This window comes from Oceanibium sediminis (assembly GCF_003265325.1).
GTDB classification, from domain to species: domain Bacteria; phylum Pseudomonadota; class Alphaproteobacteria; order Rhodobacterales; family Rhodobacteraceae; genus Halovulum; species Halovulum sediminis.
Map to the genome: position 1 here is coordinate 339,521 of NZ_QGNX01000004.1, position 24,790 is coordinate 364,310.

Annotated in this window: 22 protein-coding genes; 11 read left to right on the forward strand and 11 right to left on the reverse strand. The window is 65.2% G+C overall.

The features are described from left to right. Positions 1-5: 5 nt before the first annotated feature. Entirely contained in the window at positions 6-986 is a 981-nt protein-coding gene (locus tag DJ029_RS12765) for a LacI family DNA-binding transcriptional regulator (protein ID WP_198671145.1), read from the reverse strand. A gap of 264 nt (positions 987-1,250) precedes the next feature. On the opposite strand from DJ029_RS12765, the gene DJ029_RS12770 reads away from it, so the two are divergent. From DJ029_RS12770 to DJ029_RS12785, 4 genes are all read left to right on the forward strand, one after another. Continuing rightward, complete coding sequence (locus tag DJ029_RS12770) at positions 1,251-2,222, forward strand: Bug family tripartite tricarboxylate transporter substrate binding protein (protein WP_157966366.1); 972 nt, start codon at positions 1,251-1,253, stop codon at positions 2,220-2,222. A gap of 78 nt (positions 2,223-2,300) precedes the next feature. Next, positions 2,301-2,765 (forward strand): tripartite tricarboxylate transporter TctB family protein, encoded by a 465-nt coding sequence (locus DJ029_RS12775; protein ID WP_157966367.1) that lies wholly within the window; start codon positions 2,301-2,303, stop codon positions 2,763-2,765. 11 nt (positions 2,766-2,776) lie between these two features. Beyond that, a complete protein-coding gene (locus DJ029_RS12780) occupies positions 2,777-4,288 on the forward strand; it encodes a tripartite tricarboxylate transporter permease (RefSeq protein WP_112322853.1) in 1,512 nt (503 codons plus the stop codon). A gap of 20 nt (positions 4,289-4,308) precedes the next feature. Next, positions 4,309-5,187 (forward strand): beta-keto acid cleavage family enzyme, encoded by an 879-nt coding sequence (locus tag DJ029_RS12785; protein WP_112322854.1) that lies wholly within the window; start codon positions 4,309-4,311, stop codon positions 5,185-5,187. A 93-nt stretch (positions 5,188-5,280) separates the two neighbouring features. Here DJ029_RS12785 and DJ029_RS12790 read toward each other — a convergent pair whose 3' ends face one another. From DJ029_RS12790 to DJ029_RS12810, 5 genes are all read right to left on the reverse strand, one after another. Beyond that, positions 5,281-5,964, reverse strand: a complete 684-nt coding sequence (locus DJ029_RS12790; protein WP_112322855.1) for an HAD family hydrolase — start codon at positions 5,962-5,964, stop codon at positions 5,281-5,283. Between the two features lie 78 nt (positions 5,965-6,042). Beyond that, entirely contained in the window at positions 6,043-7,239 is a 1,197-nt protein-coding gene (locus DJ029_RS12795) for an ABC transporter substrate-binding protein (RefSeq protein ID WP_112322856.1), read from the reverse strand. A gap of 54 nt (positions 7,240-7,293) precedes the next feature. After that, on the reverse strand, positions 7,294-8,406 hold the full coding sequence (locus tag DJ029_RS12800) for an ABC transporter ATP-binding protein (protein ID WP_112322857.1): 1,113 nt from the start codon (positions 8,404-8,406) through the stop codon (positions 7,294-7,296). 13 nt (positions 8,407-8,419) lie between these two features. Continuing rightward, on the reverse strand, positions 8,420-10,243 hold the full coding sequence (locus tag DJ029_RS12805; protein ID WP_112322858.1) for an ABC transporter permease: 1,824 nt from the start codon (positions 10,241-10,243) through the stop codon (positions 8,420-8,422). After that, positions 10,240-11,145: a MurR/RpiR family transcriptional regulator gene (locus tag DJ029_RS12810; RefSeq protein ID WP_112322859.1), complete on the reverse strand. Its 906-nt coding sequence runs from the start codon at positions 11,143-11,145 to the stop codon at positions 10,240-10,242. Before DJ029_RS12810 ends, DJ029_RS12805 begins: the two co-directional genes overlap by 4 nt. A 283-nt stretch (positions 11,146-11,428) precedes the next feature. On the opposite strand from DJ029_RS12810, the gene DJ029_RS12815 reads away from it, so the two are divergent. From DJ029_RS12815 to DJ029_RS12845, 7 genes are all read left to right on the forward strand, one after another. Continuing rightward, complete coding sequence (locus tag DJ029_RS12815; protein WP_157966368.1) at positions 11,429-12,598, forward strand: ABC transporter substrate-binding protein; 1,170 nt, start codon at positions 11,429-11,431, stop codon at positions 12,596-12,598. Beyond that, a complete protein-coding gene (locus DJ029_RS12820) occupies positions 12,595-14,547 on the forward strand; it encodes a sensor histidine kinase (RefSeq protein WP_112322861.1) in 1,953 nt (650 codons plus the stop codon). The genes DJ029_RS12815 and DJ029_RS12820 overlap by 4 nt, the downstream gene beginning before the upstream one ends. After that, positions 14,544-15,794 (forward strand): sigma-54-dependent transcriptional regulator, encoded by a 1,251-nt coding sequence (locus tag DJ029_RS12825; protein ID WP_112322862.1) that lies wholly within the window; start codon positions 14,544-14,546, stop codon positions 15,792-15,794. The genes DJ029_RS12820 and DJ029_RS12825 overlap by 4 nt, the downstream gene beginning before the upstream one ends. A gap of 138 nt (positions 15,795-15,932) precedes the next feature. Beyond that, positions 15,933-17,255: an ABC transporter substrate-binding protein gene (locus tag DJ029_RS12830; protein WP_112322863.1), complete on the forward strand. Its 1,323-nt coding sequence runs from the start codon at positions 15,933-15,935 to the stop codon at positions 17,253-17,255. A gap of 91 nt (positions 17,256-17,346) precedes the next feature. Then, the gene (locus DJ029_RS12835; protein WP_112322864.1) at positions 17,347-19,101 is read left to right on the forward strand and encodes an ABC transporter permease; all 1,755 of its coding nucleotides are present in this window, start codon (positions 17,347-17,349) and stop codon (positions 19,099-19,101) included. A gap of 17 nt (positions 19,102-19,118) precedes the next feature. Beyond that, a complete protein-coding gene (locus tag DJ029_RS12840; RefSeq protein ID WP_112322865.1) occupies positions 19,119-20,171 on the forward strand; it encodes an ABC transporter ATP-binding protein in 1,053 nt (350 codons plus the stop codon). Between the two features lie 4 nt (positions 20,172-20,175). Further along, positions 20,176-20,790, forward strand: a complete 615-nt coding sequence (locus tag DJ029_RS12845) for a histidine phosphatase family protein (RefSeq protein WP_112322866.1) — start codon at positions 20,176-20,178, stop codon at positions 20,788-20,790. Positions 20,791-20,837: 47 nt separating this feature from the next. Here DJ029_RS12845 and DJ029_RS12850 read toward each other — a convergent pair whose 3' ends face one another. The 5 genes from DJ029_RS12850 to DJ029_RS12870 form a co-directional block, all read right to left on the reverse strand. Next, positions 20,838-21,527 (reverse strand): GntR family transcriptional regulator, encoded by a 690-nt coding sequence (locus tag DJ029_RS12850; protein WP_112322867.1) that lies wholly within the window; start codon positions 21,525-21,527, stop codon positions 20,838-20,840. A 207-nt stretch (positions 21,528-21,734) separates the two neighbouring features. Beyond that, a complete protein-coding gene (locus DJ029_RS12855; protein WP_112322868.1) occupies positions 21,735-22,463 on the reverse strand; it encodes an amino acid ABC transporter ATP-binding protein in 729 nt (242 codons plus the stop codon). After that, the gene (locus DJ029_RS12860) at positions 22,460-23,116 is read right to left on the reverse strand and encodes an amino acid ABC transporter permease (RefSeq protein WP_112322869.1); all 657 of its coding nucleotides are present in this window, start codon (positions 23,114-23,116) and stop codon (positions 22,460-22,462) included. The genes DJ029_RS12855 and DJ029_RS12860 overlap by 4 nt, the downstream gene beginning before the upstream one ends. 3 nt (positions 23,117-23,119) lie before the next feature. Beyond that, positions 23,120-23,839 (reverse strand): amino acid ABC transporter permease, encoded by a 720-nt coding sequence (locus DJ029_RS12865; RefSeq protein WP_112322870.1) that lies wholly within the window; start codon positions 23,837-23,839, stop codon positions 23,120-23,122. A gap of 70 nt (positions 23,840-23,909) precedes the next feature. Next, positions 23,910-24,782: an amino acid ABC transporter substrate-binding protein gene (locus DJ029_RS12870; RefSeq protein ID WP_112322871.1), complete on the reverse strand. Its 873-nt coding sequence runs from the start codon at positions 24,780-24,782 to the stop codon at positions 23,910-23,912. Between the last annotated feature and the right edge of the window lie 8 nt (positions 24,783-24,790).

Here is a 24,790-nt window from a genome sequence, read left to right on the forward strand (position 1 = left end):
GGTCATCAGGTCGTGGCCCGCTCGATCAGGCGAAATCCAAGGTCGATCATCTCGCTCGGATGGTCCGGGTTCTCGAGGCGGGCAAGCAGGTGGCGCGCGACCTCGGCCCCCATCTCGTGATGGGGCGGGCGCAAGGTCGTCAGCGGCGGCTGGCTGAACCCCGAGGGGTCGAGATCGCCGTACCCGATGACGGCGATATCCTCCGGCACGCGCACGCCCATCGCAGAGAAGCCCGCCAGCGCGCCAATGGCGATCAGGTCCCCCGAGAAGGCGACGCCATCGGCATCCGGGTGATCGCGGCGGATAACCTCGGACATCTTGTAGCCGGCATCGGCGTTGCGCCCTTCCAGCGACAGGACTTCGGCCGTCACCTCTGGATAACGCTCGACCTCCCCCAGGAAAGCGGCGGCGCGGGCGGCGGCGCGGGGGTCGCGATCCAGCATATGTCCGGCGAAGATCAGGTTGCGCCGCCCCTTCTGGATCAGGTGACGCGCCACCATCCGCCCCGCGACATCCATCGAGCAGCCGATGACGCTGTCGATCGGACGCTTGTCATAATCCCACATCTCGATCACCGGGCACGGCGCGCGGGCCAGCAGAGCCGTCGAGCCGCGGCTGTGGTGCAGCCCGGTGACGATCAGCGCCATGGGGTTCCAGTCCAGGAAGGACTGGATCAGGCTTTCTTCCTGCGCCTGGTCGTATTCATGGACCCCGATCATCAGCTGGTGCCCCAGCGGCGCGATCTTGCCCGAGATCGACTGGATCGTCCGGCTGAAGAAGGCGTTCGTCAGGGTTGGAACGATGATCGCGATGATCGGCGTGCGCGCACCCGCCATGGAGCTTGCGATCCGGTTGCGCGAGTATCCGAGCCGGTCTGCGGCCGCGTGAACCCGCGCCAGGATGTCGGGCGAGACTGATTCCGGGTCCTTCAGCGCGCGCGACACCGATGCGGGGGAAACCCCCGCCGCCTGCGCAACCTCAGCCATCTTGACGCGCCCAGCAGCCGGTCCGGCCCGGTGAGATCTACGCCCTTCTGCATCCGCCATGCCAACATCTCCGCTTAATCCATGAAAGCGCTATCATAGCTTTCACGGGTAGTGTTCGATCATTTATACCCATTAAATATGGCTTTTCAACACGAAATCCTCGGTATTAATATTTTCTTGAAAGCGCTTTCTTAGATTGCTAAGCCTTTCACCACGACTCGCGCCGAACGAATGCGGGCGCGAACAGAAAAAGGGAGAGATACATTGAAAATTCACCGCATGCTTTGCGCCACCCGCCGGGAATTCGCCGCTGCCACGCTGGCGTTCGGGGCCCTCGCGATGCCGCTCCACGCACAGGACGCCTACCCTTCGGATACGGTCACCTTGCTGATTCCCTGGGCCGCGGGCGGCGCCACCGATGTCGCGGCGCGGGCCATCCAGCCGACGCTGGCCGAACAACTTGGCACCGACGTCATCATCAAGAACGTCTCCGGCGCTGCCGGCACCATCGGCACCGCTGAAGCGGCGCGGGCACGCCCGGATGGCTACACCGTGCTGGTGACGAGCGCGGGGCCCGTGGCAGTCCAGCCACATCTGCGCAAACTTCCCTACGATCTCGACTCGTTCAAACCGGTCGGCCGGGTGTCGCTGACGCCGATGCTGACTATGGTCCCCCAAGACAGCCCCTACAACACGATTGAAGAGCTGATCGCGGCGGCCAAGGAAAATCCCGGCCAGATCACCGCCGGCTCCTCGGGCGCGGGCACGCTGCCGCACCTGGCGATCCTGGCCCTGAACAAGGCCGCGGGGATCGAACTGAAGCACATCCCCTTCCAGGGCTCCAACGCCGCGATCAAGGAACTGCTGGGCGGCACCGTCGCGCTTTTCTCCGACCAGTCCCAGTCGGCCCCCAAGTACGAGCTGAACGGCCTGCTGGCCTGGTCCGGCGAGCGGCTTGAGGAATATCCCGACGTTCCCACGATGAAGGACCTGGGCTACGATATCGAAATGGGCAACTGGATCGGCGTCTTCGTGCCCCTGGACACCCCCGAGGAAATCGCGACCGCGCTGAACGAGGCGCTGAACAACACGCTGAATGATCCTGAGGTGCTGCAGAACTTCGCCGACCTGTTGCTGGCGCCCTCGCCCACTTCGATCGAGGAGTTCGACGCCTTTGCCCGCGCGAACTACGAATTCAGCCGCGAGATGTTGCAAGACGCCGGCCTGGTCCAGTAACCGGCCCCGCGCGAGCCGGCCCGAAGGTCGGCTCGTGCAGCTTGAAGGCCCGGAAAAACACAAAGGGGGGAAATGCGGATGAAGACCGCAACGAGAGATACCATATTCGGCCTTGTGATGCTGGGGGCAAGCGGACTGTTGTGGCTTGAGACGACGCGCCCGCAATACGACGGCATACCGGCCCTGAACTACGGTTTCCCGCCGGACTTCTACCCCAAGATCCTTCTGGGAATCTGGGCCTTCGTATCGGTGCTTATCATCGTGCGCAGCCGGATGATCGCGCAGGCCGAGGCGGAAGGCCTTCACCCTGGCAAGCTGGTCGTCTCAATGGCGGTGGTGGGTCTTTACTGCTGGCTCGTCGGTGTCATCGGCTTCCTGCTGGCGACCATCCCCTTCACCGGTCTTTTCATGGCGGTCCTGGGGTATCGGCGCCCGGTCGTGATGCTGGCCGTGACGGCCCTGTTCCCGGTTGGCGTCTGGTGGTTGATGAGCGGTCCCTTGCAGATCTTCCTGCCTGAATCGCCCTGGTTCAACTCGTTCTGAGGAGCTGAACGATGGAAAACATTCTTAGCGCCGCGCAGCAACTCATGTCTCCGGCCGCCCTTGCCGCGATCGTCCTTGGCACCGTCTATGGCACCATCGTCGGTGCCCTGCCCGGCCTGGGCTCTGTCATCGCGATCACGATCGTCCTGCCGTTCACCTATTCGATGGACGCGATCCCCTCCATCGCGCTGGTCCTGGCGATCTACTGCTCGTCCGTCTACGGCGGCTCCCTTTCCGCGATCCTGATCAACACCCCCGGCACGCCGCAATCGGCGGCGACCCTGCTGGACGGCTACCCGATGACCCGCAAGGGCCGCGCCGCCGAGGCGATCGGATGGGCCACCATATCATCGGTTATCGGCGGGCTGTTCTCGGTCGCGGTGCTGATCATCGCCGCCCCCCAGCTGGCGCGGGTCGCCCTGCGCTTCGGCCCGATCGAGACGTTCGCCCTGATCTGCATGGCCCTGACCTGCATCGCCGGTGTGTCGCGCGGCAGCATCCTGAAAGGGCTGCTCGCGGGGATCCTCGGCCTGTTCCTCGCCACGGTCGGCGCGGACCCGATGACCGGCGCGATCCGCTTCGATTTCGGCGTGTTCAACCTCAGCGCTGGTGTGAGCCTGATCCCGGTCCTGGTCGGACTCTTCGCCCTGGCCGAGGTGTTCTGCCGCGCCGCCGAGCGGGCCGGAACCCCCATCCCCAAGACGGAAAGTAGCGGCTTCGTCGTCCCCCCGTTCCGCGAGTGGTGGCTGCGCAAGCGGACCCTGATCAAGAGCGCCGCCATCGGCACCTTCGTCGGGATCCTTCCGGGCACCGGCGCGTCCACCGCCTCGTTCATCGCCTATTCCGAGGCCAAGCGCTCGGGGCGTTTCCGCGACAAGTTCGGCACCGGCGAGCCGGAGGGCCTGATCGCGTCGGAAACCTCCAACAACGCCGTGACGGGCGGCGCGCTCGTCCCCACTCTGGCGCTCGGCATTCCCGGCGATCCGGTGACGGCCGTGGTCATGTCCACGCTCATCATCCAGGGCATCCAGCCCGGCGTGCGGCTGTTCGCGGACAATGCCGACTTGATGAATGCGGCTTTTTTGGCGCTGATCCTGTGCAATCTGATGCTTCTGGTTGTGGCCGCCGCGGGCTCGCGCCTGTTGACGCGGGTGCTGTCGATGCCCGAACCGGTGCTGTTCACCATGGTGGTGGTGCTGTCGCTGGTCGGGTCCTACGGGGTCAACGGGAACATGTTCGACGTGCTCGTGACCTTCATCGCCGGCATCGCGGGTGTTGCGTTCCGCTACATCGGCGTCCCGGTCGCCCCGATCGTGATCGGGCTCGTGCTGGGACCGATCTTCGAAGAAAGCCTGCGTCAGAGCCTGATCCTTACCGACGGCAGCTTCGGCGCGTTCTTCACCCTTTCCCATCCTATCGCACTGGGACTCTTCGCTCTTGCCGCCCTGCTGATGGCCTTCGCCATCGCCACGGAAATTCGCGGCATGCAGCGCAAACCGGCGCCTGACGCCCCTGAAATTTGAAAACTAGAGGACACTCCAAGATGAGCAAGAAGACCATTCTCACATGCGCCGTGAGCGGCAACATCACGACCACGGCGCAGGCGCCGGGCCTGCCGGTCACCCCGATCGATATCGCTGCCGCCGCGGTAGAGGCACAGAAGGCCGGCGCCGCCGTCGTCCATATCCACGTGCGCGACCTTCAGACCCAGGAAGGCAGCATGGACCTGAACCTCTACCGCGAGGTGGTGGACAGGATCCGCGACGCGGGTTCAGATGTCATCCTTAACCTGACCACAGGTGAAGGCGGGCGCTACGTGCCCTCGCCCGACAACCCTCTCGTCCCCGTTGAAGGCACGACGCTGACCCTGCCCGAGAAGCGCATCGCCCATGTGTCCGCCCTGAAGCCGGAGATCTGCACCCTCGACTTCAACACCATGAACAACCGCAACTGGGTTGTTATGAACACCCCCACGACCCTTGAGCGCATGCTGGACGGGATAAATGACGCAGGGACGGTACCGGAAGTCGAGATCTTCGATTCTGGTGACCTGAACCTCGCGAAGAATTTCATCTCCCGCGATCTGTTCAAGAAGCCGCCGATCTTCCAGATCGTCCTCGGCGTGAACTACGGCGCGGCCCCGAACCCCGAAACCCTGGCCTACCTGGTAAGCCAGCTTCCCGCCGGCTACACTTGGGCGGCCTTCGGGATCGGGCGTTTCGCGTTCCCCGCGGTCGCGCTGTCCTACTTGTCGGGCGGTCACGTGCGCATCGGGATGGAGGATACGATCTACCTGTCCAAGGGCGTTCCGGCCACGTCGAACGCCCAGCTGGTCGAAAAGGCCGTGCGCATCGTCGAGGACCTGGGCGGCAGCATGGCCACCTCCGCCGAAGCGCGCGAGATCATCGGGCTGGACAGCTAAGCCAATCCGCTAAGCCAATCCGCCCGTTCCCGGGCCCTCGCTCATGGGCGGGGCGTTCGGGAGCGGGCGGTAAAGACCGACGCGCGCGGCGCGCTACTTCGCGGGGATCGGCGCGGCGGCGCGCGCGATCGGCGGAAGGCTCAGAAGGTCACTGAACGCCTGCGCGGTATAGTCGGAGCGGTCGCAATCGGGATCGGGGTTGAAGCGGATCGTCGTCATCCCCAAAGCCTTGGCCCCATCCAGTTCAACCTGCGCGTGGCCGACGAACGCGGCGTTCCTTGGGCTGATCTTCAGCGGCTCCAGCGCGGCGAGGTAGATCGCCGGATCGGGCTTCACCACCCCCAACTCGCAGGAATCGGCATAGGAATCCCAGATCCCGTCGACTCCGATGGTCTTGAACCACTGGGCCTTTTCCGCCGGGGGATTGAACGTGTTCGTGACAATCCCGAGCTTGAACCCCTGCCGCTTCAGCTCATGCAGGGTTTCGCCGACACCGTCAAAGAACACCACGTCGCTCTGTTGCGCGCGCAGCATGGCGACACCGTCCGCCACCTCCTGCGGGTCGGTGACGCCGTAGTGGGCCATGAGCCATTCCATGAACGGCTGGACACCGATCTTCCCGGCATGGGCTTTCAGGCGCATCTGCCGCTCGACCGGGTCCTTCGCCGCCGGGGGCGGATGGCCGCGGTCGGTCAGGAACTTCACGATCGCCGGGCGCCGCTTCGGTTTGCTGTAAAGAATGTCGCCTGCATCGAAAAGTATCGCCGAAATGCTCACTTAACGCCCCTTCCTGATTGTTTCAGCCGTCTTGAAGTCGTTGTACCCCGGCCGGAATTCCGGCCGGGGCGAGGTTGGTCAGCTCAGCTCAAGATAGAGCGCGAGGAACCCGTACTTGGTGTAGTAGATCTCGTCAGCGTCGATGGCCCGCAGGTTCAGGTCGCCGAATTTCGGCAGCCCGAACTCCTCGAGCTGTTTCGCCTCGAGGCTGGTGCGCGCCGCGTAGTCGCCCGGCTCGTTCCAGGGCGCGAAACCGTCCTCTTCCATCATGTAGCGGATCAGCAGCTTCGCCGCGTTGGGATGCGGCGCCATGTCCGCCATCAGCAGCGCCGTCGGGTAGGACACGCCGAAGAACGGGTCCAGGTCGAATAGCGGCGCGGCGGCATAGACCCCATCTTCGTTGTCGCGCATCTTCGAGAAGGTCGTGATCCCCAGCGGCGGGTTGTCCTGGTTCACGTCGGCGACATTCCGGAAGATCTTGGTCGTCGAGCCCTGGAACACCGGCTCGTTGTTCATGAACCGGTAGAGCCATTCCATGGAGGCGTCCGGCTCCTCGATGTCGGCGCTGTCGGCGACCATTTCCATCACATCTTCCGAGTAGGTGATAGGCTCACCAAATTCCCGCTCATAGGCGGCCGCCATCTCATCCGGATTGTGCAGGATCGTCTGCATGAAGTTCGCGGAAAGTCCGTCCTCAAGCGGGCTGGGCAACAGGGTGCGGCCGGCCCACTCCTCCCGCGTCAGGTCCCAGAGCGAGTCGATGGGCGGCCCATCGGGGTTGAGCGCGGTGTTGTAATAGATGACCCGGCTGCTGTGGCGCTGAACCAGGAACGGCTTCATTTCGGAAGGATCGAGGTCCCCCTCCAGCCCCGAGGGGACGAAGTTCCAGGCCAGTCCGTTGGGCAGAACCTCGTTCAACAGAAGCGGGGCTTCGGAATTGAACAACACGTCTACCGAGTAGATCCCCGCCCGGTGTTCGCGGCGCAGCTTCTCGATCTGCAGATCGGACGGAATATCGTGACCCACAATATCGATGCCGTATTTTTCCTTGAACCCGTCCACCAGCTTGGCGATGCGAGACGACACGGAATAGACGACGACCTGGCCTTCCTCTTTCGCCTCCGCTTCGATGGCCGCCCAGTCCTGATCCTGGGTGGCATACTCGCCCACCCCGGCGGCCTTCTGCCAGGCTTCGTCCGCCAATGCGGCGCCGGAAAGCACCAGGCTCAGGGCCGTGGCTTGTGCAAGTATCGTCCTTGTTTTTATGTATTTCATCGATTCAGTCCTCCCTTGCGAATTGTTGTCGTTATCCGTCTGACGACGTCCTTCTCACGACGCCGCGGCGACCTCTGCCACCGGGCTGGTGACGAGGCTTCTTGTTCTGGCGTCGTAAACGTTGATGGCCTCGGACCTGTAGGACAGGCGCACCATCTGGCCGGGCAGAAGCGACGTATCGTGGCCGACCCTCGCCAGCACGGAGGTCACCCCGCGGCTGAGTTGCACGATCGTCTCGGGCCCGTTGGGCAGCACGGCGCCCACCTCGTAATCCTCGCCCGGCGCGGCGCGATCCTCGGACAGGTTGATATCCTCGGGGCGGGCGCCGACGATCACCCGCTCAAGGCCCGGGTCCCAGCCAAGGTCGATGCTGATATCGGTATTGCTGTAGGACGTGGCACGCCCCTTGTCGGCGGCAAGCTCGATCAGGTTGATCCGCGGCATGCCGATGAAATCCGCGACGAAGGTGCTTTCCGGCTGGCGGTAAAGCTGCTGCGGAGGGGAGATCTGGAGGATTCTGCCATCCTTCATCACCACGACCCGCGTCGACATCGTCATCGCCTCCGTCTGGTCGTGGGTGACATAGACGGTGGTGGCCCCGGTTTCGGCCTGGAATCGCTTCAGCTCGACCCGCATGTCCATGCGCAGCCGCGCGTCCAGGTTGGACAGGGGCTCATCCATCAGGAACACCTGCGGCTGCGTCGCCAGAAGCCGGGCAAGGGCCACGCGCTGCTGCTGCCCGCCGGAAAGCTCGGACGGGTAGCGCGCGCCAAGCGCGCCGAGACCCACATCCTCCAGCACCCGGTCCAGCCGCTCGTCAGAGGGCTTCTTGGCTATCTTCAGCACGTCCAGGCCGAATTTCAGGTTGTCGCGCACCGTCATGTGCGGCCAGAGCGCATAGGACTGGAACACCATGCCCAGGCCACGCTTGCCCGGCGCGACCTCGATCTTGCGTTCGGAGGAGAAGACGATGTCGTCCCCGATGCGGATCTCACCCTCGTCCGGGGTTTCCAGCCCGGCCAGGCAGCGCAACAGCGTTGTCTTGCCGCAACCCGACGGCCCGAGCAGCACCAGGAACTCGCCCGAGTCGATCTCCAACGAGACATCGTCGAGCGCGACCATGTCGCCGTAGCGTTTCGTCAGGTTGCGAACCGTTATCTTTGCCACGATCGCGTCTCCCTCAAGTTTGTTTTTCGCGCAGGCGGGCGATCCTGCCCTTGCCGATCCACCACAGGATCAGTTCTCCGATGATCGTCAGCACCGCCACGATCAGCACCAGCGCGTTGGACAGCTGGGTCATCCCCTCTTCGGCGTAACCGAAGCCCACGGTCATCAGCACCCGGGTGGAGGGGGTGATCAGCAGGATGATCAGCGACAACTCCCGCATCACGCCGACGAAACTGACCATCATCCCCGACAGGACCCCCGGGCCGGCCAGCGGCATCACGATGCGGCGGAACCGCATCCCCCAGCCCGCGCCGGCGACTTCCGCCGCCTCTTCCAGTTCCCGGCCGATCTGGGTGACCGCCGTCATGCCCGTCTTGACCGAGTATGGCAGGCGGCTGACGACCGAGATCAGCACCAGCAGGGTAAAGGTTCCGTAGAGCGCCGGGATCGGGCCCACCGGCTCTGCGAACAGGGTCAGGTACATCGCGCCGAAGGCGATCGTGGGGAACAGGAACGGAATGAACGCCAGTTGATCCAGTGCGCGCGCCAGCGGATTGTTGTCCCGGCGCACGACGATATAGGCGATCACCAGCCCCACGACCGACGCGATGACAGCCGAGATGAACGCCAGCCTGATGGTGTTCCAGGCCGCTCCGAGGATCAGCGAGTTGTGCAGCACGCCCGGCTCTCCGAAGGCGATGTCGGGGTTCGATGTGCCAGTCCAGAAATGCCATGTCAGGTTTTCGAGGCCGTAGAAGCCGTCGATCAGCATCACCGACTGGACCCCCAGAAGGATCAGCGGCAGGACCCCCACCGTGAAGGCGAAAAGCGCGACCCCCGCGAACACCGGCCATTTCCAGGCGCCGAGCGGAATGACGCGATTGCGAAAGCCCTTGCCGCTTATGGTTTCGAAGCGGCGGGATTTCTTGCCGACGAAACGGTTCGCCATCCAGATCGACACCAGCGACATCGCGATCAGGATGATCGCCAGCACGAAGGCCATGGAATCGAGCCCGAGGGCGAGGTTCGCGTAGACCATCGTCGCGACCGTGTGGAACTGCGTCGGCGCGCCCAGCAGGAACGGCAGCGCGAATTGCCCGATGGTCTTGCCGAAGGTCAGGATGAAGGCCGCCGCAAAGGCCGGGGCCACGACCGGGAAGGTAATCCGGCGCAGGATCATCAGCCGCCCTGCCCCGGCGATCAGCGCGCCTTCCTCCATCTGGGAGTCGATGGTCGCCAGCGCGCCCGATACCAACAGGTAGGCGAAGGGGAAATAGTGCATCGCCAGCGTGATCGAGATGGGCACCGTGCCATAGGAAAGCCATTCCGGCGGCGCGGCACCGAGGAAGGACTCGTAAAGCCCCGGCTGGCCGCCCACCTTGGGGCTGCGAAAGACCGCCTCCCAGGCCAGGGCGATGGCGAAGGACGGCACGATATAGGGCAGCGTCAGCATCGGTTGCAGCCAGCGCTTGCCCGGCATGTCCGAGCGCACGACGCACCAGGCCAGAACGCCGCCCGCCAGCAGGGCGATGATGGTGGCCGCGATCCCGGTCTTCAGCGTGTTGACCAGCGGGCCGTACAGCATCTTGCCCGAGATCGGCCCCGTGGTGGCCTGCAACCAGTGGAACCAGGTGAATGCGCCGGGCACCGCGTCGCGCGACACGCGGCGGTCGCCCTCGGCCCAGGTGAACGAATGGATCACCAGCTGCACGAAGGGCCACAGCACCAGGTAGGCCAGCACTACCAGCAGGATCAGCATCAGCAGGTTGACCGGATCCGCCCAGAGGCGCGAGACCTGGAACCTGCCCCGCGCGAGGGGGGCCGCCTGCCCGCTCATCGCTCGTCCCCCGGGGCGGGACCGTTGCGGCGCAACTCTTCCAGCGCCTCCAGTCCTTCGATTGCGCGTTCGGGATCGAGATGAGCCAATGTCATGGCCAGAGCCTCCGTGACCAGCAGCGGGCCGGTTCGCAATTGCATGCCGCCCTCGTCGGGGCGGCTGACGCTGAGAAGAAGATCGGGGCGCGGGCGCAGCGTCGGCCCGGTGGCGTCGGCGATGACGAGGGATTTCGCGCCCACCCTGCCCGCGTGGTCGATCAGCGCCTCGTATCCGACCGGCAGCGAGGCGGGGGCCTGGAAGGCGAAGATCACCACCGCGTCACCGGCGCGCAGCCCGACGGCGTGTTCCGCCAGGTCGCGCCATTGCAGGTTTAGCGCCACCTCGGTGCGAAAGCCGCTGCGGCGCAAACGCCGGTCGAGGTGCGCCGTCAGCGGCGCGGCGCTGCCGCGGCCGACGATATGCACAACCCCTGCCCTGACCAGCATGTCCGCCGCCGCGTCGATCTGGTCCTGCGTCACGGACTTGGTGACCGCCGACAGCGCGGCGATTTCGCTTTCAACCAGCGCCGCCAGGTTCGAGCCGGTTTCGATCCTGTGAAGCTTCTGCTGATAGGTGGACGGGCCGACCGTGCTCGCGTCCTTGCGGACATGTTCGCGCATCGCGGGAAACCCCTCGTAGCCCAGCTTGCGCGCCAGGCGCACGACGGTGGAGGCGTGGACCTCGGCGCGCGCCGCCAGCTCGGCGCTGGAAAGATACACCGCGCCCTCGGTGTTGTTGAGGATCCAGGAGACGAGCGCCCGGTCCGAGCCGGTCAGCCGCCCGGTAAAGGATTCAACGACGTCGCGAAACGAGTGCGTTCCGTTCGGATCGGCGAGGGCGGATTCTTCGAAGGTATCGGTCATGTACAATTTCTATGTCACGAATCATCTTTCGTGCAACATAAATTGCAGGAATTCTGAAATGGACCGGTTTTCGTATGCTTCCCAATCACTTACCGCCACTTCCTCACGTTTCACAACACGACAGGCAACGCAGGATCATGGGTCAAATGTGACCCATTCACCCATACGCCGTCTTCGCCGTAGCGCAATGGCGACGTGTTGCTATCATCTCGGCATGCTCAGACATTTTCTGTTGTTGGCGTATCTATTGGCAGGCACGACAGCCCTCGCGCAGGAGCCGAGGATGCTGACCTCGTTTCCACGCGAAATGACCGATGTCTACCAGGGGCTCTGGCAGGACGCGGCGCAAGGCTCCCGGCTGCGGATCCTGAACAAGAACACCATCTCGGCCATCGAAGAGATCCAGCGCGGCAACGCCCGCGCGTTCGACCTGTTCTGGGCCTCGTCGCCGGAGGCGTTCGAACTGCTGGAACGCTCCGGCGCTTTCGTGGAGCCGGGCACCTGCGGGCAGGACGGGCCCGCCCCGGTCGAGGGTTTCGCCATCTTCTCCGTCGGCTGGGCGCGGCGGCGCGACAGCACGCTTTTCATGCCCGGCGACTGGAACGACCTGCTGCTGCCGCTCTATCGGGACCAGATCGCCATGGCGCGCCCGGCGCGGTCGGGCTCGACCCATCTTCTGGTCGAGCAGATGTTGCAGGTGCGCGGCTGGGAGGATGGCTGGGCCTACCTGCTGGAGCTGTCGGGCAATCTTTCGACGCTGACCGCGCGCAGTTTCGGCGTGCCCGACGGGCTGGTGAACCACCGCTTCGAGATCGGGCTGACGATCGACTTCCTGGCCTTGTCGCGCAGCGACGTGCTGCAATTCCAGTACGGCCGCCCGATTATGACTATCACGGCCCAGGTCGGCGTTCTGAAGGGCGGCGCGTATCCCGCCGCCGCCTGTGACTTCGTGCGCCTGCTGCTCTCGCCCGAGGGGCAGACCGCCCTGCTGGACCCGCAGGTCGCCCGGATCCCCCTTGACGACGACATTCGCAACGCCGCCGCCGACCGCCTGCCCTCCGACATGATCGCGGCGCTCAGGCTGCCCTGGCTGGCCTATGATCCGGACCTGTCCGCCGACAGGTACTGGGCGGTGAACTCGCTGTTCGACCTGATGATCGCCGATGTCCTCGTCACCCGCCGGGGCCTGTGGCATCGCCATCACCGCCTGCACGGCACGGCGCCCGAGGACGCGCTGCGACAGGTTTCCGCCCTGCTGACAAAGGTCCCCGTGAGCGAGGCGGAGGCGCGCGAGGTGGCGAAACTGTCGGGCACCGGCCTGCGCCTCGTCCCGCAGGTCGGGATGGAACCGAAGGAGCGCGAGATCATCGACAACTGGCGCGCGCGCAGCGATGCCCTGCTTGAGGCGGCCGACGCGGCCCTGACCCGCCTGGAAGACCGGTACGCCCCGTGAAAGCCTTCTTTGAAAAGGTCGTGCCGCGCATCTGGACGCGGCTGTTCATCCTGACGCTGGCCGCGGTCGTGGTCACCTGGGTCGTGACGGGGTTCTCGGTTCAGGCGCTTCGCTATGCCCGCAACGTGGTGACGGAACTGGAAACGGACCAGGTGCCGACGCTGACGAAAACCTCGCGCCTGTCGGTGCAGGTCGCGGACCTGGCCGTGCTGAGCAACGAGCTGCTGTTCGCGAACAGCCTGTCGGGCAGCCCGCTGCGGGTCGCGACCGGCGATCTGAGCTCGTTCCTGTCGGACAACCTGGCCGGCAACGCGATCCAGGCCGAGACGCGCGACATCGTGGACCAGCTGGACCTGATCACCCGCATGCTTGTCCGCACCCAGCGGATCGAGGCCGAGACGGTGTCAGACGTCACCCGCCTGCGCTGGCTCAACGTCGAGATCCAGGAGGAGACGGCAGCCCTTGCCGCTGATTTCAACTACAACATCCAGGCGCAGACGCGCGCGCTGGTGGACGATGACACCCAGTCCAGCCGGGAAACGCGCGCCCAGTACCTGGTCGAGGAAATGCGTCTGCGCGAGTCCTTCGCCGAGCTGGGCGCGGCAAGCACCACCGCCTTTTCCGTCGCGGTGCAATCGGTGAACAGCCGCTCACCGGCGCAGCTTGACCAGTTCGCCGAGATCGAGGCCGACGCCTTCTCGCGCATCCGCAGCGTGCTGCGCCAGCTGCCCGAGAAGTCCGAGTACCTGACGCTGCGCCAGTCCGTCGATGCTTTGGACACCGTCATCAACGGCCGCGACGGGCTGATCAGCAAGCGCAGGGCCTGGCACGAGACGCGGGGCAGCATGCACGCCCAGCTTGAAACCGCGTTGTCGGACCTGACCGGCCTGCAAGAACGCCTGCAACAGGACGCCGAGGCGCAGCGCGACCACCTGACCACGAGCACGGCAGCCTTCGCCGACCGGATCGAGCGCACGATGCTGTTGATGATGATCGCCACCGTCATGGCGCTCGCGGCCGGGCTGGCGATCCTGTTCCTCTACATCCGGCCCGTCATCATCCGCCCGATGCAGTCCCTGACCAACGCCATGCACCAGATCGCCGGCGGGGCTACGGTGGATCCCGGTCTCGGGGCCGGGCGCAAGGACGAGATCGGCCAACTCGCGCGCGCGGTGCATGCCTTCAGCGCCTCGGTCCGGGAGCGTGACCGCGCCATCGCCGAGCTGAAGCAGACCCAGAACGAACTGGTCCAGGCGGGCAAGATGGCGGCGCTCGGCAGCCTGTCGGCGGGCATCGGGCATGAGCTGAACCAGCCCCTGGGCGCGATGCACCAGCGGCTGCACCTAATGCGCAGGGCCGCCGAGACGGACGACGCCGAGGCGCAGGTCCGCCAGATCGAGAAGATGGAGGCGCTGGCCCTGCGCATGGAGCGGATCATCACCCACCTGAAGCGCTTCGCCCGACGCTCGGAATACCAGCGCGCGGAAGTGGCGCTGGTCCCGCTGATCGAAGGCGCGCACGAGCTGATGAAGACCGTGTTCGACGATCGCGGCATCAGCGTCACCATCGACCCCGCCTTGCAGGGTGAGGTGTTCATCGGCGATCCGGTCCTTGTCGAGCAGGTGCTGGTGAACCTGTTCAGCAACGCCAGCGACGCCATCGCCGAAACCGGCGGAACCGGAGAGATCGGCATCCGCCGCGAACAGGCGGCGGAGGGGTTCATCGCCTTCTCGGTGGTGGATTCCGGCGTCGGCCTTGGCGACCTGGACCCGAAGCGCGCCTTCGATCCCTTCATCACCACGAAGGATCCCGGCAGCGGCCTGGGGCTAGGGCTGTCCATTTCCTACAACATCATGCGCGGGCTCGGCGGCAACCTGTCCCTGTCCGAACGCAAGGGCGCCGGGGCGCGCGCCACCGTCACCCTGCCCACCGAGGATCCCTCGACATGAGCAAGGAAACGCAGATCTACCTGGTGGACGACGACACCGATTTCCGCGAAGCCACCTGCGAGGTGCTGGAAAGCGCGGACTACAGCGTGGCAACGTTTTCGCGGGGCGAGGACATGCTGGCAAAGCTCGACCCCGAGTGGCCCGGCACCATCCTGTGCGATGTGCGCATGGCCGGAATGGACGGGTTCGCGGTGCTGAAGGCCGTGCGCGCGATCGCCACGGACATTCCGCTGGTGATGATCACAGGGCATGGCGACGTGCGGCTGGCCATCGCCGCCATCAAGGCCGGGGCCTATGACTTCCTGGAAAAGCCCGCACAGCCGGAATTCCTGCTCGGCACGATGAGCCGCACGTTGAACGCCCGCAAGCTGGTGCTGGAAAACCGGCGGCTGCGCTCTGGCCAGAACACCCGCAGCGGGCTGGCCGGGGTCCTGGTCGGGCGCTCCCGCGTGATGCGGGAGCTGCGCGCGATGCTGCTGCGCCTCGCCCCGCTGCCGATGACCGTGCTGATCAGCGGCGAGACGGGCACCGGCAAGTCCATCGTGGCGAAGGCCCTGCACGCGTACGGCGACGGCGCGGGAAGTTTCGAGACGATTTCCTGCGCCACCGCCTCGGCCGAGGATCTTGGCGCGGCGCTGGCAGGGATCCCGGACGACGTCTCGACGCTGTACCTGCGCTCGGTGCACCGGCTCGACACCGCGTGCCAGGCGATCCTGGCCGATTACCTGCGCACGCCCGGCACGCCGCGCATCGTCGCCTCCATGACCGGCAGCGCCGGGGACGCGCCAGACGCGGCGCTGAGCGATGAGCTGTACTTCCTGGCCAATGTCGCGCGGATCGACCTGCCCCCGCTGCGCGAGCGGGGCAAGGATGTCTACCAGCTGCTCGAAGTCTTCCTGCGCGCCGCCGCGCAGCGCTTCAAACGCCCCCTGCCCGAGATCACCGACGAGATGATCCGGGAGATCGCGGCCCATGACTGGCCCGGCAACGCGCGCGAGCTGCAAGGCGTCGCCGAGCGGCTGGTGATCGGCCTGCCGATCAACCTGACGGCGCGCGGCGGCGCGTCCTCCTCCCCCACCCTCGGCTATGACGACGCGATGCACCGTTTCGAGCGGGACCTCCTGATGCAGGCCCTGCGCGAGACCGAGGGCCGCAAGGGCGAGGCGGCGGACCTGCTTGCGATTCCCCGCAAGCGCCTGTACCTGCGGATGAAGGCCGTGGGGCTGCTGGATACGGGTCGGGACTGACCCATTTCACCGGTCACTTCTGACCCATCCGCGCGATTACGCGCCTGATTTCCGGAAAATTTTGTTTTGCGGGGGCGCCTTGCCACCCTTCGTCTCATGCGCGCCAAAAGCGCATGTCACAAAAGGGAGGAACACTCCATGCGGAGGAATATTCTATCATCTGTCGCGGCATTGGCACTGGCGGCATCGCCTGCAATGGCGGCTGGCACGATCACCGTGATCACCTCGTTCCCGGATTCCATGACCGGCCCGATCGAGGCCGCCTTCGAGGCGGCGCATCCCGATCATGACCTGGAAATCCTGAACAAGAAGACATCCGCCGGGGTGAAGTACATCCAGGAAATCGCCGGCGACAACACCGCCGACATCTTCTGGGCCTCGGCCCCGGACGCCTTCGAAGTGCTGAAGAACGACGGCATGCTGGCGGCGGTGGACATCGCCTCGGAAGGCATCCCGGAAAAGATCGGGGCCTATCCGCTGAACGATCCCGACGGCTACTACTTCGGCTTTGCCGGGGCGGGCTACGGCATCATGTGGAACGAGCGCTACCTGAAGGCCAACGACCTTGAGCCCGCACGCGAATGGTCGGACCTTGCCAAGCCCGTGTACCACGGCCATGTCGGCATGTCCGCACCGTCGCGGTCCGGCACCACGCACCTGACCGTGGAAACCCTGCTTCAGGGCGACGGCTGGGACCAGGGCTGGGCCCAGTGGAAGCGGATCGCGGGCAACTTCAGCACCGTGACCGAGCGTAGCTTCGGCGTGCCGGACGGCGTGAACACCGGCAACTTCGGCCTTGGCATCGTGATCGACTTCTTCGGCTTCTCGTCCCGCGCCTCCGGCTTTCCGGTGGACTTCGCCTACCCCACGGTCACGGCGCTGGTTCCCGCGAACATCGGCGTGGTGAAGAACGCCCCGAACGAGGCGGGCGCGGTCACCTTCATCGAGTACCTGCTCACGCCCGAGGGCCAGGCCGTTCTGCTCGATCCCGCGATCATGCGCCTGCCGATCAACCCCGCCACCTACGCCATGGCCCCCGAAGGGTTCCCGAACCCGTTCGAGGATGCAACCATCGGCGCGACGGTGGAATTCGACGTGGAAACGTCGGGCGCGCGCTACAACATCGTCAACTCGATGTTCGACGTGATGATCACCTATCGCCTGGACGACCTGCGCACCGCCGTGGGCGCAATCCAGAGCGCCGAGGGGGCCTATGCCAAGAGTGGCAACGCCGAGGCCCGCGCGATGATCGACGAAGCCTGGGCGCTGATCGACGCCAACCCGATCGACGAGGCACAGAGCCTCGACCCCGAGTTCGCCGCGATCTTCACCAAGAAGCGCACCAAGGCCGATGACGAGGTTGGCGAACGCCAGGCCGAGGTCGAGCAGAAGTGGGACAGCTTCGTGGTGGAAAACTACCGCAAGGCCACCGAACTCGCCCAGCAAGCGGCGGGCATGTAATCCGCCCCGCCCCGGCGCCGCCTGAGGCGCCGGAACGGCCGTCACCGCCCTTCCGCGCGGTGACGGCGCCCTCAACAGAAAGCCGGAATCCATGTCTCAACAAACCACCACCCCCGCAGCCGTGCGGGCGGGACTGGCCGACCGACTTCCCGTCTGGCTGGTACCGCGTGTTTCGGGCCTGCATGTCGCCGCCCTGCTGATCGCGCTGATGCTCGTCGGGCTGCTGCTGGTGCCGGTCGCACAGGTGATGATCGTCGCCTTCCAGGACCCCGCCACGGGCGCGGCCACGCTGCAGAACTTCGTGGACTTCTTCCGCACGTCGCTGTTCCGCGAAAGTTTCTGGAACTCGTTCTACGTCTCGGCGATGTCGGTCGTGGTCGCCACGGCCATCGCGCTGCCGCTGGCCTATATCACCACGCGGTTCCATTTTTCCGGGTCCATCCTGATCCAGAGCCTCGGGTTCATTCCGCTGATCATGCCCCCCTTCGTGGGCGCGGTGGCGATGCAGCTGATCTTCGGGCGCAACGGCACGGTGAACCTGCTCCTGAAAGACAACTTCGGCATCTCCATTCCGTTCATGGACGGGCTGAACGGTGTCATCCTGGTGCAGTCCATCCACTATTTTCCCTTCATCCTGATCAACCTGAGCGCCTCGCTGCGCAATATCGATCGGTCGATGGAGGAAGCCGCGCAGAACCTCGGCAGTCATGGGATGCGGCTGTTCCGCCGCATCGTCTTCCCGCTGGCCATGCCCGGCTATATCGCGGGCGCGGCACTGGTGTTCATCAAGGTCTTCGACGACCTCGGCACGCCGCTTTTGCTGAACGTCAACAACATGCTCGCGCCCCAGGCGTTCCTGCGGATCTCCTCCATCGGGATCTCGGACCCGATGGGCTACGTGATTTCGGTCATCCTGGTCGTCTTCTCGATCCTGTCGCTCTGGGCCTCGTTCCTGTTCATGCGCGGCAAGGATTACGCCACCGTCCAGAAAGGCGGCGGCGGCATGGCGCGGCGCACGCTGAAGCCGGGTGAGAAAGTCCTGGCCTACGGCGTCGTGATCTTCATCTTGCTGGTGGTGCTCAGCCCGCATCTGGGCCTGCTGCTGCTGTCCTTCGGCACGATCTGGTCCTTTGCCCCGCTGCCGGACGGCTACACGCTGGCGAACTACGTGACGATGTGGGAAAATTCCAAGACCTTCATCATGAACACGGTGCTTTACGCGGGCATCGCGGCCACGCTTGATGTCATCATCGGCACGGCCATCGCCTATATCGTGATCCGCACCCGCATCTTCGGGCGCAAGGGGCTGGACTACCTGGCCACCGCGGCGCTGGCGGTGCCGGGCGTGGTGCTGGGCATCGGCTACCTGCGGACCTTCCACAGTATCGATGTGCCGCTGCTCGACAAGCCGCTGGCCAGCTGGTGGGTGATCATCGCGCTGGCGCTGATGATCCGCCGCCTGCCCTATGCCCTGCGCGCCTGCACGGCGGCATTGCAACAGGTCAGCCTGGCGCTGGAGGAGGCCGCCGAAAGCCTTGGCGCGACGAAGCGGCGGACGATCCAGAAGGTGGTCATACCGCTGATGACCGGCGGCATCCTGGCCGGGTTCGTCACCAGCTTCGCAACGGCGGCGGTGGAGCTTTCGGCCACGATCATGCTGGTCAGTTCCAACAACGACGCGCCGCTGGCCTACGGGATCTACCTGTTCATGCAGACCCCGTCTGGGCGTGGCGCGGGGGCGGCCCTTGGCATCGTCGCGGTCATCGTCGTGGCCATCGGCACCATCGCCTCGCAGATCATCATCGAACGGGACAAGAAGCTCAAATCGTCGGGCGACGTGCATTGAGCGGGGGAGGAAAACCAATGGAAAGAGCCGGAATTCAGATCGAGGACGTTCACCTGTCCTTCGGGGACACGCAGGTCCTGAAAGGTGTCAACCTGGATATCAAGCCGGGCGAGTTCTTCGCCTTCCTCGGCCCCTCGGGGTCGGGCAAGTCCACGCTGCTGCGCGCCATCGCCGGCTTCGGGCCAACGCCACAGGGCCGGATCCGGATCGGTGAGCGCGATGTGCTCGGCCTTGACCCTTGGAAACGCAACGTCGGCATGGTGTTCCAGTCCTACGCGCTGTGGCCGCACATGTCCGTGCGTGACAACGTGGGCTTCGGGCTGAAGGAAAAGAAGATGCCCACCGCGCAGATCCGCCCCAAGGTGGATGCCGCGCTGGACCTCGTGGGGTTGCAACACCTGGCGGACCGGATGCCGAACCAGCTGTCCGGTGGCCAGCAGCAGCGCATCGCCCTTGCGCGCACGATCGTGGTCGAGCCTGAGGTGCTGTTGCTGGACGAGCCGCTGTCCAACCTCGACGCGTCGCTTCGCGTGCAGATGCGGCGCGAGTTGCTGCGCCTGCAACGCCAGCTGGGCCTGACAACCATCTTCGTCACCCACGACCAGGAAGAGGCGAACACCACCTCCGACAGGATGGCGGTGCTCGACGGCGGGGTGATCCAGCAGGTCGGCTCGCCGCAGGCGCTCTACGATGCGCCCGCCAACCTGTTCGTGGCCAAATTCCTCGGCACGGCGAACATCCTGGAGGGCCGGGTCGAGGTCGACGGGCCCGAGGCGCGTTTCGTGACCAAGACGGGCGATGAGCTCAGCCTGCCACAGGGCAGCAAGGCGGACGGATCAAACATCGTGCTGCGCCCCCAGAACATCGAGATCCACCGCGAGGCGGGCCAGAACGCCCTGCCCGGCACCGTCCTGCACAAGGAGTTCCTGGGCAGCCAGATCCGCTACCTGATCGAGGCGGGCGGCACCGAGATCGTGGTCGATCAAAGCCACAGCGTCGGGCTGGACTGGTACGAGGTCGGGGCGAACGTGCACCTGCGGGCCAACACCTCCAACGCGGTGGTGCTGTAACGCCATGTACAGATTGCCCGAAGTAAACGTGCCCCACAGGCTGTGCCTGCTGCGCCACGGACAGACCGACTGGAACCGGACCGGGCGCCTGCAGGGGCGCAAGAACTCGGACCTGACGGAAACCGGCCGCGCGCAGGCGCTGGAACAGGGGCGCGCGCTTGCGCGCCTCCGGCCGGGGCTCGGGGTGCATCGCGTCTTTTGCAGCCCCCTTGGCCGCGCGCAGGAAACCGCGCGCCTGGCCCTCGGGGACGAGGCGGTCACCACCGATCCCCGCCTGGCCGAGGTCGCCTGCGGGCGCTGGGAAGGCACGACGCAAGCGGACCGCCTGCTGCGCGATCCCACCCTCGCCAGCGCCTACGAAGAGGATTTCGACCTCTACGTGAATGCACCGGGCGGCGAAGGGTTCGACGCGCTCGCCCAGCGTCTTGCGGATTTCCTGACCGCGCTGGACGGGCCCGCCGTGATCTTTTCCCACAAGGTCGCGCTGGCGGTCATGCGCGCGATGCTGAGCCGGGGCACGTCTGCGCTGTCCTGTACGCTCGCCCCCGAACAGGGCGAAATCCTGGACATCCGCCCCGGCAGCAGCGGCGCTGAAACAGAACGGGCCCGCGCCGGGTGATGTGAAGCGATGCGCGCCGTCCTGTCGGGCGGCGCGCTCAGGCGCAATCAGTACTGCGTGGTCATGCGGTGGCCCCGGCGGTACGTCAGGCGCACGAAGGTGATCGCCTTTTCCTGCAACCACGTCGTGCGCTCGGTCCTGAACAGCGCATCGCCTTCCCGGCAGCCGAGGTGCTCGGCCATGTCCCGGTCCGCGTCCACCGCCATGAAGCTGATCTCGGCGTTGGAAAAGGGGATCGCCCCCACAAGCCATTCGTTCGGGCCGGTTTGCGCGAAGTCCGCCTCTGCCACGTCGGGAACCAGCGCGGGGTTTATCCAGCGATCCTCATGCTGGTAGGGCACGCCGTCGGCGTAATGCATGCAGACGAGGTGCAGAACCTCCTGCCCCTTGCCAAGGCCAAGACGGCCGAGCAGCCAGTCGGGCACCGCCAGCACCTCGCGCGCGACGAGCGCGTAGCGATAGCGCGCGCCGAGCGCCTCGATTTCCTCGCGCACGATGGGGATCGAGAACCTCGCCTGGCGGATCGGCGCCATGCGCACGCGCGTGCCGGCCCGGCGCTTGCGCTCGATGATGCCCTCGTCCGCCAGTTCGCGCATCGCCCGGTTCACCGTGGCCCGCGCACAGCCATAACTTTCGGCGAGGTCCGTCTCGTTCGGCATCTGGCTGCCAGGTTGCAGCGCCCCGCGCGCGATCTGATCGAGCAGATCCGCCTTCACGTCCTTGAATGTCACGCTCATGGGCCCGCCTTGTCTCGGGTCGCCCGACCAGGGGGCCGGAGCGATGCCGCCAAACTCTCATGTCCCATAAAGCGCAAATTGGCGCCAAATGCCACAGACATATAAAGATAAGCGCAGACAATAGATCCCGGCCCAAGGCGCGGGACTGGGGCCGGTGGGTCGCACCGCCCCCGCAAGGCCCGCCCCGCCGGGCCGTCGCAGGTTAGCCTAGTGGTTCAGGATCTTCGACAGGAAATCCTTGGCCCGCTCGCTTTCGGGATTGTCGAAGAAGTCGGCGGTCGGCCGGTCCTCCACGATGGCGCCGACGTCCATGAAGATGACCCGATCCGCCACCTTGCGCGCGAAGCCCATCTCGTGGGTGACGACCATCATCGTCATGCCCTCCTGCGCCAGTTCGACCATGACGTCGAGCACTTCCTTGATCATCTCCGGATCGAGCGCGGAGGTCGGCTCGTCGAACAGCATGGCGATCGGGTCCATGGCGAGGGAGCGCGCGATGGCGATCCGCTGCTGCTGCCCGCCGGACAACTGGCTTGGGTACTTCGTCGAATGTTCGGACATGCCCACCCGCGCCAGCAGGGCACGGGCGCGTTCCTCCGCCTCGGTGCGGCTGCGCTTCAGCACCTTTTCCTGCGCGAGGCACAGGTTTTCGAGGACGGACATGTGCGGGTAAAGCTCGAAGTGCTGGAACACCATCCCGATGCGCGAGCGCAACGCCGTCAGGTCCGCGCCCTTGGCCGTCACCTCGGCGCCGTCCACGTGGATCTGCCCTTGCTGGATCGGCTCCAGCCCGTTCACGCATTTGATCAGCGTGGACTTGCCGGACCCGGAAGGGCCGCAAACCACGACGACCTCGCCCTTGGACACCTTGGTGGTGCAATCGGTCAGCACGCGAAACTCGCCGTACCACTTGGAGATGTTATGGATATCGATCATGTTGCCATCCGGTTTTTGAGGCTACGCACCAGCATCGAGCCGGAGAAGCAGATGATGAAATAGACGACCGCCGCGAAGAGATACATTTCCACCAGCCGCCCTTCCGTGCGGGCGACGATGGAAGAGGCGGTCATGAAGTCCCGCAGGCTGACCACGAAGACGAGCGAGGTGTCCTGGAACAGGATGATGCCCTGCGTCACGAGGATCGGGATCATGTTGCGGAACGCCTGCGGCAAAACGATGTAGCGCTGGATCTGCCAATAGCCGAGCCCTGTGGACTGCCCGGCGTGGACCTGCCCCTTGCGCACGGACTGGATGCCCGCGCGCATGATCTCGGAGTAATAGGCCGCCTCGAACATCACGAAGGCGATCAGCGCGGAATAGAAGCTGCCGATGGGCCGCCCGATGACCAGCGGCACGAGGAAGAAGAACCAGAAGATCACCAGGATCAGCGGCACCGAGCGCAGCAGGTTCACGTAAGTCGCCGCCAGCAGCGCCAGCGGCGCGATACCCGACAACCGCGCCAGCGCTAGGAGCGTGCCAAGCACGATGCCCCCGATGATCGACAGGAAGGTCAGCCACAGGCTCAACTGCAAGCCTTCCCACAGGAAGGGCAGCGAGGACCAGACGACGTTGAAATCGAAATCCGCCATGGCTCAGCCCTCCTTGCCGACGTAGCCGGGGATCCGGGTGTATTTCTCAAGCAGGATCATGATCACGGTCGCCAGAAGCGCGATGCAGACGTAGATCACGGTCGCGGCGGTGAAGGCCTCGAAGCCCTGGAAGGTGTATTCGGCGATCTGCTGGCTTTGCGCGGTCAGTTCCAGCAGCCCGATGGTCAGCGCCAGCGAGGAGTTCTTGAACACCGTCAGGAATTCCGAGGTCAGCGGCGGCACGATCAGCCGGAAGGAAATCGGCAACAGGATGTAGCGATAGATCTGCGACAGGCTCAGCCCGTGCGCCTTGCCGGCAGCGGACAGGCCGGGGGGCACCGTCTCGATCCCGGCGCGTACCTGCTCGGCGATGCGTGAGGCGGTGTAAAGCCCAAGGGCGACCACGGCCGTTACGAACTCGGGGTTTGGCATGTCGCGCTTCATCCAGCGGCCCATGTCCTCTGGCACCATTTCGGGGACGGCGAAGTACCAGATGAACATCTGCACCAGCAGTGGGATATTGCGGAACAACTCGACATAGGCGGTGCAGAGCGTGCTGATCAGCCGGTTCGGAACAGTCCGCCCGACACCGACGAGCGCCCCGATGACAATGGCGATGCACCAGGCCGACAAGGCCACGGCGATGGTCCAGCCAAAGCCGGAAATCAGCCAGTCGAGGTACTGCTCTTCCAGCAGAACACTCCAGTTCCAGTTGTAGTCCATGGCAATGCGCCCCGCCGCTCGATGTGTGGGTCAGGCCGGGCGGCATACGGGCCGCCCGGCCGGGTCATCCTCAGCTCGGCAGCGCGCCAAGCCGGAACGCCGCCTTCAGCAGCGGGTCGGCGGGCACGCCGAGGTCATCGAACCACTTGGCGTAGATCTCGTCGATCTCACCCGAGCGGAACACCTCGGCCAGGGCCTTCTTGCCGACCAGTTCGAAAGCGCTGTCATCCCGGCGCACCATCAGCGCATAGGGGTCATAGGACAGGAAATCCCCCACCACGGCGAACTCATCGGGGTTCTTCGCCTTGGAGATCAGGCCATGCAGCAGGATATGGTCGGAGGCATAGGCATCGACCCGGTCGGTTTCCAGCGACAGCATCCCCTCGGCATGGTCGCGCACCGGCAGCACCTTGACGTCGAGGCCCATCTGCTCGACTGCGGCCAGCACGGCGCGCTCGTTGGTCGTGCCCTGGGCAAGTGCCACCGCCTTGCCGTCCAGATCCGCGACCGAGGTGATCCCCGAGTCCTTGCGCGCCAGGATCTTGGTGCCCGTCACGAAAGTGACCGGCAGGTATTCGACCTGCTGCTGGCGCGTCAGGTTGTTGGTGGTCGATCCGCATTCCAGGTCGATCGTGCCGTTGGCCATCAGTGCGATCCGGGTCTTGGGGTTCACCGGCACGAAGCGCACCGTCACCTCCTTGCCCAGTTCCTCGGCGACGGCATCCACGATCTTCATGCACAGCTCGATCGAATAGCCGACCGGCTGCTGGTTCGCGTCGAGATAGGAAAACGGCACCGAGCTTTCGCGATAGCCGAGAACGATCTCTCCGTTCTCGGCGATCTTGCCCAGCGTGCCCGAGGACGTATGCCCGTCCGCAAGGGCCCCGCCCGTGGGTAGGACAAGGGCCAGCACGGCCCCGAGGATTCTGGATTTGACTGACATTTGTTGGT